13 protein-coding genes are annotated in these 14568 nt (G+C 51.5%); 6 read left to right on the forward strand and 7 right to left on the reverse strand.

Going from position 1 to position 14568, the window contains the following annotated elements; all coding sequences use genetic code 11:
• Positions 1–231 precede the first annotated feature (231 nt).
• Entirely contained in the window at positions 232–1509 is a 1278-nt protein-coding gene (locus B5F07_RS07600) for an MFS transporter (RefSeq protein ID WP_087160677.1), read from the forward strand.
• 84 nt (positions 1510–1593) lie between these two features.
• Positions 1594–2601 carry a virulence RhuM family protein gene (locus tag B5F07_RS07605; RefSeq protein WP_087160678.1) on the forward strand — a complete coding sequence of 336 codons (1008 nt, stop codon included), beginning with the start codon at positions 1594–1596 and terminating at the stop codon, positions 2599–2601.
• Here the strand turns inward: B5F07_RS07605 and B5F07_RS07610 are convergent.
• On the reverse strand, positions 2574–3470 hold the full coding sequence (locus B5F07_RS07610) for an AraC family transcriptional regulator (RefSeq protein WP_087160679.1): 897 nt from the start codon (positions 3468–3470) through the stop codon (positions 2574–2576). The two genes, B5F07_RS07605 and B5F07_RS07610, sit on opposite strands and share 28 nt — an antisense overlap.
• 175 nt (positions 3471–3645) lie before the next feature.
• On the opposite strand from B5F07_RS07610, the gene B5F07_RS07615 reads away from it, so the two are divergent.
• The 4 genes from B5F07_RS07615 (at position 3646) to B5F07_RS07630 (ending at position 8879) form a co-directional block, all read left to right on the forward strand.
• Positions 3646–4899, forward strand: a complete 1254-nt coding sequence (locus B5F07_RS07615) for a hypothetical protein (protein ID WP_087160680.1) — start codon at positions 3646–3648, stop codon at positions 4897–4899.
• A 128-nt stretch (positions 4900–5027) separates the two neighbouring features.
• Entirely contained in the window at positions 5028–6107 is a 1080-nt protein-coding gene (locus B5F07_RS07620) for an extracellular solute-binding protein (protein ID WP_087160681.1), read from the forward strand.
• A gap of 2 nt (positions 6108–6109) precedes the next feature.
• The gene (locus B5F07_RS07625; protein WP_087160682.1) at positions 6110–7147 is read left to right on the forward strand and encodes an ABC transporter ATP-binding protein; all 1038 of its coding nucleotides are present in this window, start codon (positions 6110–6112) and stop codon (positions 7145–7147) included.
• 16 nt (positions 7148–7163) lie between these two features.
• Positions 7164–8879 carry a putative 2-aminoethylphosphonate ABC transporter permease subunit gene (locus B5F07_RS07630; RefSeq protein ID WP_087160683.1) on the forward strand — a complete coding sequence of 572 codons (1716 nt, stop codon included), beginning with the start codon at positions 7164–7166 and terminating at the stop codon, positions 8877–8879.
• A 9-nt stretch (positions 8880–8888) separates the two neighbouring features.
• On the opposite strand, the gene B5F07_RS07635 is transcribed toward B5F07_RS07630, so the two are convergent.
• From B5F07_RS07635 to B5F07_RS07660, 6 genes are all read right to left on the reverse strand, one after another.
• Positions 8889–10166, reverse strand: a complete 1278-nt coding sequence (locus B5F07_RS07635) for a hypothetical protein (RefSeq protein ID WP_087160684.1) — start codon at positions 10164–10166, stop codon at positions 8889–8891.
• Complete coding sequence (locus tag B5F07_RS07640; RefSeq protein ID WP_087160685.1) at positions 10153–11139, reverse strand: hypothetical protein; 987 nt, start codon at positions 11137–11139, stop codon at positions 10153–10155. The genes B5F07_RS07635 and B5F07_RS07640 overlap by 14 nt, the downstream gene beginning before the upstream one ends.
• 69 nt (positions 11140–11208) lie before the next feature.
• A complete protein-coding gene (locus tag B5F07_RS07645; RefSeq protein WP_087160686.1) occupies positions 11209–12090 on the reverse strand; it encodes an ABC transporter ATP-binding protein in 882 nt (293 codons plus the stop codon).
• Positions 12071–12859: a hypothetical protein gene (locus tag B5F07_RS07650; RefSeq protein ID WP_087160687.1), complete on the reverse strand. Its 789-nt coding sequence runs from the start codon at positions 12857–12859 to the stop codon at positions 12071–12073. The genes B5F07_RS07645 and B5F07_RS07650 overlap by 20 nt, the downstream gene beginning before the upstream one ends.
• Entirely contained in the window at positions 12859–13422 is a 564-nt protein-coding gene (locus B5F07_RS07655; protein WP_140397987.1) for an RNA polymerase sigma factor, read from the reverse strand. Before B5F07_RS07655 ends, B5F07_RS07650 begins: the two co-directional genes overlap by 1 nt.
• A 248-nt stretch (positions 13423–13670) precedes the next feature.
• Complete coding sequence (locus tag B5F07_RS07660; protein WP_087160689.1) at positions 13671–14534, reverse strand: methionyl aminopeptidase; 864 nt, start codon at positions 14532–14534, stop codon at positions 13671–13673.
• Positions 14535–14568: the final 34 nt, after the last annotated feature.

The following is a 14568-nucleotide window of genomic DNA, read 5'->3' on the forward strand; positions in this document are numbered from 1 at the left end:
AAGAACCGTCGGGCCGGCGGGGATAGCCTGTTGATACTTAGCCCGTTGGGGCTGATGAGCAGGAAGCTCCCACTTCAAACCGTCAGGTTAAGTGGCGAGAGGAGGTCACGCAATCAACTCTGTACAAAATCTGATGATAAGGCGACATTTGTACAGAGTTAATTTTCGCCGGACATTGGATTTTGTACAATTCTGTTCTGAAAAATTAAGAATCAGATTGGAGAAAATTCAATGGGAAATTTTAAAAAATACATAGTTTTATGGGTAAGTCAAAGTATCTCGCAGTTGGGCAGTTCCATGACTGCATTTGCTCTCATTTTATGGACATACGAGCAGACGGGTTCAGCTCTTTCGGTTTCGCTCATGTCATTTTGCAACTATGTGCCATATATTTTGATAAGTATATTTGTCGGTGTGTTTGTTGACAGCCATCGGAAAAAAGCCGTTATGCTTGTTTCGGACAGTATCGCTGCACTGGCTTCACTGTTCATTCTGGCATTTGCAACGACAGGAACTCTTTCAGCAGGGCACATTTATGCCTTTAATGCTGTTGCAGGAACAACTACGGCGTTTCAACAGCCGGCATCTTCCGTGGCAATAGCCAGAATTGTGCCGAAGAATAAACTGGCTAATGTAAGCGGAATGAATTCTTTTTCCGGCAATTTGACTGTTGTATTCAGTCCGATGCTGGCAGCCGTGCTTTTCTCCGCAGGTGGTCTGCCGTTGATTTTGCTGTTTGATCTGTTGAGTTTTGCAGCAGCCTTTTGTGTTCTTCTGTTTTTGATCCATATACCGGAACAGATCATAAGGGAGAAGTTCACATCTCCATTTGCGGGAATAATGGCTGGATTTCATTTTTTGAAAAATGAAACCGGGATTTTGCATATCATGCTTACCATGGCAGTGATAAACTTTTTCTCCCGGCTGACCTATGAAAATATATTATCCCCTATGATTTTGGCAAGAAGTTCAGGAAACAATGTTGTGCTGGGAATTGTAAATGCCTGCATGGGCATCGGGGGAATCATTGGCGGTCTGCTTGTTTCTGTAAAAAAAGAAAGCAGGAAAAAAGCAAATATGATCTATATTTCTGCTGCGGTATCCTTTTTACTTGGCGATCTGACAATGGCAGTTGGCAGAAATGTATTTTTCTGGTCATTTGCCGCTTTTGCCGCAAGCTTGCCGATTCCGTTTATTACGGCAGAGCAGAACGTAATACTTTACAAAAAAATCCCTGAAAAAATACAGGGAAGGGTGTTTGCTGTAAGAAATGCCGTCCAATACAGCACGATCCCTTTTGGTATTCTGTTGGGAGGATACTTAGCCGACTATATATTTGAGCCTTTTATGCGCTCTGACACAGGTATAGTGTCCTTTTTAGAAATACTTGTGGGAAACGGTGCGGGCAGCGGCATGGCTGTTATGTTTTTATGCACGGGAGTCTGTGGCTTTGCCATGAGCATTTTGTCTCTGCGCAGCAAAAAAATCCAGAAATTAAATGACTGTTGATATTTCGTATATGATGAAAATATATTGCAGATCAGAATGTTGCCGACAGACTTTCAATGGGCAGAATAAAAAAAGAGGTGAAGGATGATGCAGAAATCAGATTTGATCATGTATACTACAGAAGATGGGTTGACGAAAATTGAGGCAACTTTTGTAAACGATACGGTCTGGCTTTCATTGGATCAGATGGCGGAGCTGTTTCAGAGAGACAGAAGTGTGATAGGAAAGCATGTTCGGAATATTTTTAAAGAGGGAGAACTGATAAAAGAAGCAGTATGGGCAAAATTTGCCCATACTGCTGATGACGGAAAGACCTACCAGGTAGACTACTATAATCTTGATGTGATAATATCTGTGGGATACAGAGTAAAATCACTGCGCGGTACTCAGTTTCGTATCTGGGCTGCAAACATTTTAAAGGAATATATGCAGAAAGGATTTGCTCTGGATGATGAGCGCTTGAAACGATTAGGCGGGGGCAACTATTTTGATGAATTACTGGCCCGTATCAGAGATATACGTTCCTCAGAAAAAGTTTTTTGGAGAAAAGTACTGGAGATTTATGCAACGAGCATTGATTATGATCCCAGAGCAGAAAGTTCCATTATCTTTTTTAAACAGGTCCAGAACAAAATGCATTGGGCAGCTCATAAGCATACTGCGGCAGAAGTGATCTATCAGCGTGCTGATGCAGAAAAAGAACATATGGGACTGACATCCTGGTCGGGAGAGAAGATAAAAAGAACAGATGTAGAGATTGCTAAAAATTATCTGAGTCAGGAAGAACTGGATGCGCTAAATAAAATTGTTACGGCATATTTGGATATTGCAGAGGTGCATGCATTAAACCATGAACCGATGTATATGAAAGACTGGTTGGAGACGATAGATGATTATCTTAGAATGACAAGAAGAGACATTCTAAGGACTAAGGGGACTGTTACCCATAAGCAGGCGCTTGAAAAAGCTCATAGTGAATACGAAAAATATAAGAGAAAGCAGGACGAGCTGCTTTCCCCGGTAGAACAGCATTTTGTCGAATGTATTGAAGAATTAGAAAAACTTCAATCCAAAAAATCCGGATCCCTGTAGCGGGAGGGCGTTATGCCCTCCCATTTTTTGAATGTCGTGCAGAATCCGCTCTCACTGGAAAATCCCGTGGCAAAGGCGATCTCCCGGACTGGCAGATCGGTGGATTTGAGCAGAAAGGCTGCGGCGCGGATCCTTGTGCTGATGAGGTACTGGTGGGGCGTCAGTCCGGTGGCGCGGGCGAAGATGCGGGTAAAATGATAAGGACTGAACCCGGCTTTCTGCGCCATATCGTCAAGGGAAATCTGCTCCTGAAAGTGGTCGCTGATGTAGGCAATACAGTCCGCAATCGTGTCGCTGCAGGAGGGCAGACTGCCATCCTGAACCGTGCGGGATGTGGAAGTCAGCAGGCTGTCGAGTATGGCAGTGATCCGCCGGGACATGTCCGGCTCGGAGACTGCGAGCCCCTGGCGGAAGACATTGCAGATATCCTGAAGCGCAGTGTAAGTGGGGGAGACCGGGCGGGAGGCATCCGGGCAGGAATGCCCCGGAGCCGCCGCCATGGTCAGTACTATGCCGGAACGCTCCGTGATTTCCCGGAAATATGTCCGTGCCAGTATACCGTCGAAGTGGAGCCAGACTGCCGACCATGCTCCTTCATTTCCGTAGGAGTGGGGGCAGTAGCAGTCCAGAAGCACCGTCTGTCCCGCCGATGCGTGAAAGACTTCTCCGTCCGCAGAGATGTCACAGTTCCCCTCTGAGATGTACATGATGAGAAAGCTGTCGAAACTGCTGCGGCTGATCCGGTATCCGGGAAGATAGTGGGACTCCCCGGCAGTGAGCGGATACAGATAGAGTCTGCGGGCGAGATTTCCCGGTACATATACATAATAGTCTGATCTCGGGTCGATCTTGGAATCGTTCGGATGCATAAGGCGGGCTCCTTTCTGGAATTGCGGGGGGGGATCATGTGTTTAAATCATAGCACAGACCGCAATTTTTTTAAATAATACCGCAGAAAAAAGTAATGACCTGCATATGTTTCTGCGCTAGACTGTTAGCAGATAAAAAAGAGCTTCTGGCGAGAAAGAGAGGAAGAAAATAGTCATGGAAACGATAGGAAAAACGATCAGCGCAAAGGACAGGGAGCGATTAAGGAGTCTGGCGCACAGACAGCAGGAATATGCAAACAGCAGGCGGAATGAGGAGATCCTGGAACAGTGGAAAGCGCTGGGGGAGGGGAGAAAGGAGACGCCTACAGTCAGGCTGCTTTTTTCTAATTTCCCGCATGAAGTGATCACGCCGCGGCTGCAGTGTGAGGGGAAAGCAGCGCGAGAGATGGAGGAGCATCTGTTAAGTACGCTGGTGGGAAGAGAACTTTTTGACGATGACACGCCCATCTCCGGGACATATGATCTGACATGGGATACCTGTGTGTCGCCATTTGGGTTAAAGCCGCATATTACAAGGGCTTCCGGGGAGAATGCCATGGGGTATCACATAGACCCGGTGATCAATGACCTGGAGGAAGAGGCGGATAAGCTTCGCGGCGGAGACCTTGGCGTGGACCGCAGAAAAACAGAAGAAAAGGCAGAACTGGCGCAGGAGGTGCTGGGGGATATCCTTCCGGTGCGCATGGTGATGGGAAGTCTGCCCGGAGCGATGACGAATCCTCTGGTAGCGCTCATGGGCATGGAGAATTATTACTGCTCCATGTATGACTGTCCGGAAATGCTGCTTGAGATCATGGATATGGCGTGCAGCGTGTATGAGAGATATTATGACTTTCTGGAAAAGGAAGGTCTCCTGCTTCCGACCAACGGGATCAGCCCGATTTCCCAGGAGAGCTTTGCATTTACCACGGAACTTCCGGCAGATCATGTGACGAAGACCACACAGTGCTGGGGATTCCTGGAGTCCCAGGAGACGACTGCGGTATCGCCGGAGATGTTCGGGGAGTTCGTCTTCCCGTATCAGGACCGCCTGGCGCGGAGGTTCGGACTGCTCTCCTACGGATGCTGTGAGCGTGTGGACGCAATTTGGTCCGACTATCTGTCAAAATGGAAGAACTTGAGAAAACTCTCAGTGTCCCCGTTTAACAATGAAAGACAGGTGGGTGAGTACCTGCGGGGGACCAATGTGATCTATTACAGCAAGCCGAGAGCGGAGTACGTGACAAACCCGGGACCGCTGGATGAAGACGCGCTGAGGAAATATTTCCGGGGAGTGGCGGAAGCGTCCTCCGGATGTCTGCTCGAAGTGGCGCAGAGAGAGGTCGGAACCATATACGGGGATTATAACCGGGGAAAGGAGTATGTGCGGATCGCCAGGGAGACGATCCGTGAGTACTGGAAACCCTGATCCTGAGAATGTTAAATTGTCTTAAAATTCCCCGCTTTTTTTAACAGAAAGAATACATGGATCCAATAAAAACTAAAAGTTCGCCGGATACAATACTCTCGAATCAAAACTTTGGAGGAATATTGAATATGAAAAAGAGATTTGTACTTCTGGCGATGGCGGCTGTGATGGCGATGGGTGCCCTGACAGGCTGCGTGACAAGACAGGGAGAGGAAGCAAAGGCAGCGGGAAACGACGCCGATGAAAATGTACTGAATGTATATACTGCACTGGAAGATGAGCAGGTGACGGACTATCTGGAGGAGTTCAAAGAACTGCACCCGGATGTGACGGTAAATGTAACAAGAGAGTCAACCGGCGTTATTACTTCCAGACTTCTGGCAGAGAAGGACAACCCGGTGGCAGACGTTGTGTGGGGGCTTTCCGCGACCAGCCTTCTCGTCCTGAAGCAGGATGGGATGCTTGAGCCTTACGCACCGGAAGGTGTGGACCGGATCCTGCCTCAGTTTAAAGATACAGACGAGACTCCGTCCTGGGTGGGGATCGATGCATGGGAGACGGCATGGATTGTGAATAAGGATGTTCTGGCAGATCACGGAATTGATACGGTTCCGACTTCCTACCAGGATCTTCTTGACCCGAAATATGAAGGGCTGATCGTTATGTCCAATCCGGCTTCCTCCGGAACAGGACTTCTGACGGTAAACGGTATCCTTTCCCTGTACGGCGAGGAAGAGGGATGGAATTATCTTGACCAGCTTGACAAAAATGTAGCGGTTTACATGCACTCCGGAAGCCAGCCGGCAAAGGAGACTGCGGCAGGAGAGTACGGAATCGGTATCTCCTTCGGATACAGATGCCTGCAGTCCGCGGAGGAAGTGGGAAGTGAGATTTGCGAGGCGGTGTTCCCGGAGGAAGGTTCCGGATGGGACATGGAGGCAAATGCCCTGATTAAGAAGGACAATGAAAAACAGATTGCCAAAGATTTCCTTGACTGGGCGATTTCAGACAATATCATGAAGAAATACGCCACAAACTATCCGATCGTCGCAATCGGCGTGGGCGATGAGATCCCGGAAGGATATTCATCCAATCCGCTTGACCAGCTGATCCCGGATATCGATTTCAACAAGGCGGCACAGAACAGGGATGCGATCCTTGCAGAGTGGTCTGACCGTTACGATGCGAAGAGTGCTCCGGAGGAATAGATATGAGTGTCAGTCTGAAAATAGAAAACGTATCAAAAGTTTATGATAAAACCATCGCACTCAATAATGTGAATCTGGACATCCAGGCAGGCGAATTCGTCTGCCTGCTTGGTCCGTCCGGGTGCGGAAAATCAACGCTGCTCCGGCTGATCGCAGGTCTGGACAGGCCGACGAAGGGCAGAATCTATATCGGGGACCGGGATGTGACGAATCTTCCTCCTTCCAGGAGAAATTTCGGGATTATGTTCCAGTCTTATGCACTGTTCCCAAATCTGACGGCATATGAGAATGTAGCTTACGGACTGCGGAATAAGAAAATGAGAAACAGTGATATCGAGGAGCGGGTCAACCGCCTTTTTGAGATGATCCGTCTCTCCGGCGCCAGGAACCGTCTCCCGGCACAGCTCTCCGGAGGGGAGCAGCAGAGGGTGGCGCTGGCACGCGCCCTGGCGACGGAACCGGATTTCCTGCTCCTTGACGAGCCCCTTTCCGCGCTGGATGCGAAAGTCCGTCTGTCACTGCGCAAAGAGATCTGCAATATCCAGAGGGAAATGAATCTGACCACCATCATGGTGACACATGATCAGGACGAGGCGCTGACCATGGCGGACCGGATCGTGGTTATGAATAAAGCGGTGGTCATGCAGTCCGGAACGCCGGAACAGATCTACGAGAAGCCGGAGAATCCGTTTGTGGCGGATTTCATCGGTTCCATTAATTTCTTTAACGCGGAAAAGGGAACTCCTTACGGAGAACTGAAGGGAAAGACAGCGGCCGTGCGTCCGGAGAAGATCGAGATCACGCGGACAGGCAAAGACGAAGGCAGTACAGAAGATATCCTGAAAGGAATGATCGCCGATATCGAGTTCCGGGGATTTTACTACCGGGTTCTTGTGCAGGCGGAACATGTGCTGCACGGGGAGATTACCCTGGCGGTTGACGTGCCGTTCCAGACGGCGAAAAAACAGAAATTCAAGGTCGGCGAGGCGGTAAGCCTGCGGATTCCGCAGGAGGAAGTACTCCGGTTTGAGACCGCGTGACAGGAAGGGAACAGTGATGAATAAGATACGTGAAAGACTGCAGCGGGTCACAAAGGAGGACTTTGTCCGGGGAGCCGCAATCTACGCAGTTGTAGTTTTTTTACTTGTGTTTCTGGTCTGCCCTCTTGCCACGCTTTTTGTCAAGGCGTTTCAGGATAAGGACGGACTTTTTGTGGGCCTTGCCCAGTTCCGGGAATATTTCACAAGCCGAGCCATGGTGTATTCCATCGGAAATACTTTCGTGGTGGCGATCTGGTCCACAGTGATCTCGGTGGCGCTGGCATTTTTCTTTGCCTACGCGCTGTCGCGGAAAAATGTGCCGTGCAGGAGCTTTTTCCGTTATGTGGGGATGATCCCGATCTTTGCGCCCACTATGCTGCTCGGTATCGCCCTGATCTATCTGTTCGGAAACCAGGGGATCCTCACTTCCCTGGGGATTGAAATTCCGCTGTACGGGAAGGCTGGCATCATTATTGCGGAGAGCATCTACTGCTTTCCGGCGGCGACAACGATCCTGATGGTGGCGTTTTCCGCGGCGGACAACCGGCTTTATGAGGCGGCGGAGACGATGGGGACTTCCGCTTTCCGGAAAATGGTGACGATCACCATACCGAATGTAAAATACGGGCTGATCAATGCCATCTTTGTCTCTTTTACATACAGTTTTACAGACTTCGGAGCGCCCTCGGTTGTGGGCGGAAATTATAATGTTCTGGCAACAGACGTTTACAAACAGGTGGTGGGACAGCAGAACTTCAACATGGGTGCAGTGGTGGGAATGATCCTTCTGTTTCCGGCGATCCTCTCCTTTGTGGTGGACTGGTTTACCAACAAGAAACAGAGCGCGGCGATCAACTCGAAATCCGTGCCCTATCAGATCAAACCACATCCGGCGAGCGATTTTGCCGCTACTTTGTTCTGCATTATCGTCACCCTTGCCATGCTGCTGTTTTTCGCAGTGGCGCTTTTCGCCTCACTGATCAAACTGTGGCCGTACAACCTGACATTTACCCTGGACAATTACAACCTGGCGGAGGCAGGATCGGGAAGCGGGCTGACTGCATTCAGAAACTCCATTTTAATCTCGCTGATTTCCGCTTTCCTGGGGACGTTTATCACCTTTGTGGGGGCATATATGATAGAAAAGACGCAGCAGAAATTCGTGATCAGCAGAAAGATTGCCTACTTCCTGTCCATCACGCCGCTGGCGATCCCGGGAACGGTCGTGGGATTAAGCTTTATCATGTTTTTTAATGCGTCTTCCTTTGCGATTCCGTTTACGGAGTACGCACTTGTGAACCCGCTCCACGGGATTTACGGGACGATCTGGATTATCGTATTTGCCAACCTGATCCATTTCTTTTCCGTGCCTTTCTCTACGGCGACGACGGCGCTGAAAAGACTGGACAAGGAGTTCGAGACCGTGTCGGAATCCCTGTCGGTTCCCTTTTACCGGACCTTCCGGAAGGTGACGGTGCCGCTGTGCTTCCCGGCGATCTGCGAGATGTGGGTTTACTTTTTCGTAAATTCCCTGGTGACCGTTTCAGCAGTAGTATTCCTCTACTCACCCACCGCGCCCATCACATCCGTGATGATCGTGAGCATGCAGGGCGCGGGCCAGACAGCGCCGGCGGCTGCCATGTGTATGCTCCTGCTGTTCATCAATCTGATCGTGCGGCTTCTGTACGAAGGGCTGAGACATTACCTGGAAGCAAGGAAGAAAAGGCAGTAATCACATACGTTACTTTCCGCCTTCCATCCGGAAGATAAGAACAGCCATGACGATCAGTTCTGCCGCAATGGCCGCGGCGGAAGCGGCGGGAAGCCGGATCAGGCAGATCCCGATATCGTAGGACTGGTACGTCTGCAAAGTCGTGAACGCGCTCATGAGCTGTGCCTGGGACAGTGCCGCGATTTTTTCCCAGAGATCGAAGCACTGGTCCGAGAAGGCGAAGCTCTGATTGGGATACCCGGTGATGAGCGTGAACACCAGTCCCAGGGGGAGACTTACTCTCAGTGGCAGCAGACAGGACAGCAGGCAGACAAAGAGTCCGAAGGTTAGTGTGCCGAAATAGCTGAAAACGGTCTGGATCATGTAGTACTGCAGGTTGCTCAGCCCGTAGATGGAAGGGACAGCAAGATACATAACGGTTACATCTGCGCCTTCCAGGCCATAGGCGAGGGCTGCCGTGATCAGTATGGAGAACTGGAAAATCCCCCAGAGGATGGTTGTGATCAGCCAGGCGCGTGCCAGCTTTACGGCAGCCAGTCTGTTTCTTCCCTTTCTTGCAGTGCGCAGAAGCGGGCGCATGGAAAAAGCGCGCTCCGTGGAGAAACTGGTGCACAGAACTGCCAGGAGGGCCAGACCCAGAGTGTAGGGGAGGTTCTGCCCTGCGCAGATCAGTACATCCCACCCGCAGGAGGAACCGGTCACAGGTGTAAAATTTTCAAAAACCGAATCAGCAAGCTGCTCCCGGTCGCTTAACTGCCGCCGGGAGTATCCTGTATTTTCTTCATGTTCCCAGCGATCCCGGAGATAGGCGGGGGCATCCTGGGCGAGCGGAATATAGAAACGGAACGCTTCGTCGAAATACTCCAGACGGTTGGAATAATAGGCATCTTCGTTCAGTACGAGATAAGCATAGGAATAGTTGTAGGGATCTGCGATGACCGATTCATATTCCGGCGCATCTTCCCCTGCGGCGGGACCGCTTTCACCGTACCATTCGTCCATGAAAAGCCGGATCTCTTCGTCTGTCCTGCGGTTTTCATCGACAAAGGTATGATATTCTTCCTGAACCTTCTGTATCCAGGCGCTGTCGATGGTTTCGACTTTGCGGGACAGGACTTCTCTGCGGTATTCTTTATCATTCCAGAATGTATTCAGATTCCATTTCCACTCTGCCATCATTACGATGCCGCCAAAAGCGGACAAGAGGTATATCAATAACAGAGTCAGCACGGCAGCCGCCAGAAAGAGGCGCTGGCGCCGGAATTTGTCAAACTCAAATCGAAACATTTTTTCCTCCTTTTCTTATCCGCAGCCACACGAGAATGGCCGCGAGAGTCAGTTCGGCGGCGGCAGCCTGCCAGGGGCTTAAGCAGATAAAGCTGATCTTTATTACCCGGTAATCGTTCCACATCCAGTTGTTCTGCATCAGGCAGGGGAGAAGCAGCGCGGTCCATGTGTTTTTATAGTTCATGGAGAGGATCAGCGGAAGAACCATGGCTCCCGAGGTGATGACCAGGCTTTTCAGCGGTTGGGCAGAGGAACAGGGCAGGCAGTAAATGAGGCAGAAAATGACTGCCGCCGTGACCTGCCCGGCGGCAAGGCTTACACACAGGACTGCCGTCATTGCCTGCAGCTGGTTCCACACATGGGGAGAAGAGTTGAAAACAAAGTCCTGTATCGCACTGCCGGGGCTCCCCCATCCGCAGCGGAATGTGAGAAATGCCGCAAGGGACAGGTTCGCGGCTGCCCAGACGAGCAGGGCGGATAACTGAAATACGGCAAAGCGGGCGAGGAACAGTCTGCGGCGCCCGTGGCGGGTGACAGAGAGAAGCGGGGCTGCGGCAGAAATGTTTTCCGCTATTGCCTGGCTGCCTGCGAAATACAGCAGGAAGAGGACAAATCCCCAGTTGACCATGGCCTGGTCTCGCATTCCCTCAGCGGCGGGGGAGACGCCGAAGACAAGCTCCCCGTTTTCCGAGGCGGCGCGCAGGCGGGAGTAAGCACGGTCGATCCGGACCGCACCATACCCGGTACTGCCGGAGTGTTCGCTTATCAGGGAAGCAACATGGCTGTCGAGCATCCGGGTAAATTCTTCTGCAGGGATGCTGTCTGCATGGGCGTTGTACTGTTCTGCATATTCGCGGTAATTCGGGTCTGTATTATACGAGACATAGAAAATCTGCGCCAGGCAGACAAAGCCCAGGAAAAGCCGTGCGGTTAAAGGACTCCAGGCTTTGCGCCATTCGGAAGAAAGAAGCATGTGCTGTTCACCTCATTTCAATGACCGGTTTGTGCCGGAACCGCCGGAAAGTGCGGGCCGTTGTCTGGTTCAGCTGCGGCTGCCGGGACTTTCACCGCCGCACAGGGCAAGGTATGCGTCCTCCAGGGTCGGAGCGGCCGGAACGGCACCTCCTTCCGGCTCATCCGGGCAGACGATGCGGAGCTTCACCTGATTCCCTGCGGGCTGTACATTTGTGACCAGATACAGCTGCTGATAAGCTTCGGCCTGACCGGCAGGGACATTCAGGGTAAATACCTGGCCGGAAAAACGGCGGCAGAGTTCTTCGATTGTCTCCTGGGCGAGAATCTTACCATTCTTCATAAGGAGAACCTGGGTGGCGATATGCTCCACGTCTGATACGATATGGGTGGAAAGAAGAACCAGACGGTCCCGGGCAAATCCTGCGATCAGACTGCGGAAACGGATGCGCTCCCGGGGATCCAGTCCGGCAGTGGGTTCGTCCAGAATCAGGATCTTCGGATCGTTCAGAAGAGCCTGGGCAATGCCGATGCGCTGGAGCATGCCGCCGGAGAAGGCGCCGAGCTTCTTCTTCCTTTCCGGGGAGAGTCCTACTCTGTCCAGAAGTTCATCGATTCTGCCGGCAGCCTGTTTCTTATCGAGCCCTTTGAGGACCGCCAGATATGTCAGGTACTTTTCCGCGGTAAACCAGGGATAGAATCCGATTTTCTGGGGAACGTATCCCAGGAGATCCCGGTAGCGCTCCCCCATCAGATGAATCTCTTCTCCGTCCAGAAGAATCCGTCCCCGGTCCGGACGGAGCAGATCGCAGAGCATGCGGATCAGCGTAGTCTTGCCTGCGCCGTTGGGACCGAGAAGCCCTGTGATGCCGGGAGTGAGCTTCAGAGAAATGTGGTCCGCAGCAGCTTTGTCTCCGTAATATTTTGTCAGATCAGAAAGTGTAAGATTCATAACCGGTACTCCTTTTCATGAAAATTCCTGTTTCAAAAGTGACTGCCAGAACCGAGAGCGCGAGCAGCAGAACCACGGCCGGAAGATCCCGGGCTGTCAGATCGGACAGCTGCATCGATACCAGAACTGAGGCAATCAGATAGGCAGCTGCGGCTGAATACGGATTTCCTGCCCGGGGAATCAGACGGACGCCGAAGCCCGCTGCGCAGGAGACGGCAAGCGGCAGGAATATTCCCAGTGTACAGGAGAGCGGCAGGTCAGTGAAAATGCGGGTTATGATCCACACTGCACCGCAGAGTCCCAGAAGGAAGAGCCCCAGACAGAGACAGCGGGAAAGAATGATCCGGCTGAAATGACAGCGGCAGCACCGTTCTGTCTCTGACATACCGCAGGACTGTGCCAGGAGCAGGTGAAGGAGAATAAAAAGTCCGGCTCCCGCGAGAACCGCTCCGGAGTACAGGATGAAGTCAGAGGAAAGAGAGGAGGGCTCTGACACAGCAGCAGGGACAATCAGAAGAAAAACGGCGGCTGCGGCTGCATACATATATCCCGGAAGCATGTGCATCTGCAGGCGGAGCAGAGAGAGGAGACTCTGGCGCACCGGGGCGGCAGGCGGATCCGGCAGAGCTGCAAGACACCGGGACAGAGCACCCTCCGGAGGATTCTCGTACAGATTCTGCCGCAGCAGCGTACTCATTTTTTGGGGATATTTGTCTGTCCTGAAATATTTGTCTGCTCTGAAGTACTTGTCTTTTCTGAAATGCTTCATCATTCTTCCTCCAACCATTTTCTACAGGATTCCAGACCGCGGCGGACGCGGCTTTTTACAGTGGGCACAGGCTCGTCCAGAACCAGGGAGATTTCCCGGCAGGTGAGCCCGTGAAAATAATAGAGCAGGATACATTCTCTCTGTTCCGGCGTCAGGCGTGAGAGCATGGCTTCCACGAGCAGCTTCTCTTCCGTATGATGTGCCGGGTCCTGCAGACGCCGGGCGGATTCTGACAACGGGACGGAAAAGCTGTTTTCCGAAGCTGCCTCTTCCGGGCGGCTGTCCTTTAGCGGAACCGCTGTCCGGCAGGTGCGGTAGTAGTCAATCACCTGATTGTGGGCGATGCGGTAAAGGAAAGCAGAGAAGGAGGCAAGCGGGCGGTAGGATGAGATGCAGGCGGTCAGTTTTACAAACACATCCTGTGTCAGATCCTCCGCTGTTTCCCGGGAGCGTACCCGTTGAAAAATGTAATTGTAGATGGCGTCGTAGTATTGCCGTACAAGGCTTTCCAGAGCGCTGCGGTCGCCCTGCGCCGCCTGTATGGCAAGCAGTTTGTGTCTCATCGGGCCAGGTCCTTTCGTATTCTGGTTCTGGGCATTACAGGGATGAAAAATTACAGTATATATTTTATAACGAAACAGGCGGAAAAAAAGATGCACCGGAGGAAAATATTTTTCCTGTTCTTTTTATTTTTCCAGGAATGGAGAGTTGACAGCAGGGCAAAGAGGCGAGAAAATAAAAAGGCGGCGCAGGAAAATGGATTCCCTGCGCCGCCCTGTCAGCCCGCAAATTTTTCTGATATTTCCGCCCTTTATTTTGTCAGCACTTCAATGCCGTCCTCTTTCACAAGCACCATGTACTCGATCTGTGCGGACAGACCGTCGTCGATGGTGTACACGGTCCAGCCGTTGTCCTCGTCCACGAAGAAGTCCGGGCTTCCCTCGTTGATCATGGGTTCGATGGTGAACATCATGCCGGGTACGAGAAGCATTTCGCTGCCCTTCGGGGTAACATAGCTTACAAACGGATCCTCATGGAAGGCAAGCCCGATTCCGTGCCCGCCGATCTCTTCAACGACAGAGTACCCGTTTGCGCGTGCGTGGGTGTTGATGGCATCTGCAATATCACCCAGGTGCCCCCACGGTTTTGCCGCGGCAAGCCCCAGTTCCACACATTCTTCCGTCACCCGGATCAGGCGCTCTGCCCGGTCTGAGACTTTTCCCATCTTGAACATGCGGGAGGCATCGGAGAAGTATCCGTCCAGGATAGTGGAGACATCCACATTGATAATGTCGCCTTCTTCCAGAATGATGTCCTTATCCGGGATGCCGTGGCAGATCTCATTGTTGAGGGAAGTACACACGCTTTTCGGGAATCCCTGGTAATCCAGGGGCGCGGGAATCCCGCCGTGTTCCGTCGTAAAACGGTAGACGATCTGATCGATTTCTTCCGTACTCATTCCGATATGGATGTGTTTTGCCACTTCGTCCAGCACCGCGGTATTCAGCGCAGCGCTTTTTTTGATCATCTCTATCTGGGCAGGCGTTTTCAAAAGCTTTCTTGTGGGGACAATCTCGCCCCGCTCTGCATGCAGCAGCATTTTCTCCTCAATCGGCATGTGGCATTTCTTATATTTTTTTCCGCTGCCGCACCAACACAGATCATTTCTTTCCATGAGTTACATCTCCTCTTTTCTATTATTTTTATCT

The sequence above is a fragment of the Lachnoclostridium sp. An169 genome (assembly GCF_002160525.1).
Taxonomy (GTDB): domain Bacteria; phylum Bacillota; class Clostridia; order Lachnospirales; family Lachnospiraceae; genus Mediterraneibacter; species Mediterraneibacter cottocaccae.